Origin of the sequence: Ciceribacter azotifigens (assembly GCF_048159625.1) — a bacterium.
Taxonomy (GTDB): Bacteria; Pseudomonadota; Alphaproteobacteria; order Rhizobiales; family Rhizobiaceae; genus Allorhizobium; species Allorhizobium azotifigens.
Genome location: NZ_JBLQTA010000064.1, coordinates 1 through 1,339, shown reverse-complemented (window position 1 = coordinate 1,339; position 1,339 = coordinate 1). Strand labels below are relative to the sequence as shown.

Here is a 1,339-nt window from a genome sequence, read left to right as displayed (position 1 = left end):
AGCGCCGAGGTGTTGCGGGAAACCTCTTCATTTTCAAGGCCGCAGGGGCAGCCGCTGATCTGATGATGTCTCTTGACGAGGTCGAGCGGGTCGCAAGGCATGCCAATGCAAGGACATACACCATGGGTGTCGCCTTGTCCGCCTGCTCGCTTCCCCATACCCGCAAGTTCAATTTTGAACTGCCAGCCGGCGAGATGGAGATCGGAATGGGCATTCACGGCGAGCCGGGTGTTCGGCGTGGGCCCTTGAGGACTGCGAACGAAGTGGCAGACGAGATCATGGATACGCTCTTCTCCGAAATGCCCATGGAGCGCGGTGGTCGTGTGGCGGTGCTCGTCAATTCGTTGGGCTCTACGCCCCTCATGGAGCTCTATATCCTGTTTGCGAGGGTGAGCGAGCGCCTGGGCAATGCGGGCCTTGCAATCCATCGCTCCTGGGTCGGTCCCTATTGCACCTCGCTCGACATGGCCGGAGCATCCATCACTTTGATGCATCTGGACGATGAACTCGAGGCACTTCTCGATCACGCTTGTGACTGTGCCATGTTTAGAGCCGGATGATCGTAATGTCGTTTACACTTGCAGACCTCAAGAAGGTTTTCTCGGATTTGGCAAGTACGATGGAGCGGGAGCGTGACGCCCTGTGTGCCCTTGACGGTCATATCGGCGATGCCGACCATGGCATCGCCATGGCGCAAGGCATGAGTGCAGCGAGCACTGCCGTTGAGGCTCTTCCTAGAGAGGGCATGCTGCAGGACGGATTTAATGCGGCTGCCAAAGCCTTTCTAAATGCGGTCGGTGCATCATCCGGCCCGCTCTATGCCACTGCCTTCATGCGTGCGGCCAAGGTCGCAGGTCCGCGCGCGGAGATGCCGCGTCACGCGCTGCGCGATATCATCGTTGCCATGCGAGATGGTATTGCCTTTCGCGGCAAGGGAGCCGTTGGCCAAAAGACGATGCTCGACGCTTGGCAGCCTGCCGCCGAAGCTGCAGCGACGGCCGCCCAGCCCTTGGAGATCATCGAGCGCGCGAAAGAGGGTGCAGCCTCCACATCCAACATGATTGCGACCCTTGGGCGCGCTGCACGGCTGGGGGAGCGCTCGATAGGGCATGTGGATCCAGGTGCTGTATCCGCAGTCCTGATCATCTCTGTGTTGGTGGACGCCATGGGAGATCAAGGCTGAAGAGGTCCTGTCGGGTCCCATCAAGAGCGATCCGAATGGCTCCCGGCTTCATGCCCGGTCGTCATCGACAGTCCGACCCGGCGCAATTGGCCACGCAAGCACTCAAGGATTTGGGCGCCTGTTAGTCTGCAAGCGCAGCCGGCGTCAGATGAGGGC

Annotated in this window: 2 protein-coding genes; both read left to right on the top strand. The window is 60.1% G+C overall.

Annotated features, from left to right (window positions below):
- Positions 1–560 (top strand): dihydroxyacetone kinase subunit DhaK (locus ACM6UT_RS23295; protein ID WP_416799645.1); only part of this gene is annotated, 560 nt, incomplete at its 5' end.
- Positions 561–565: 5 nt separating this feature from the next.
- Positions 566–1,183 (top strand): dihydroxyacetone kinase subunit DhaL, encoded by a 618-nt coding sequence (gene dhaL / locus ACM6UT_RS23290; RefSeq protein ID WP_416799644.1) that lies wholly within the window; start codon positions 566–568, stop codon positions 1,181–1,183.
- The last annotated feature ends 156 nt before the right edge of the window (positions 1,184–1,339 follow it).

What these genes read in the sequence shown, in the direction of transcription:
- dhaL (WP_416799644.1), top strand. Translation starts at nt 566, where the DNA reads ATGTCGTTTACACTTGCAGACCTCAAGAAGGTTTTCTCGGATTTGGCA.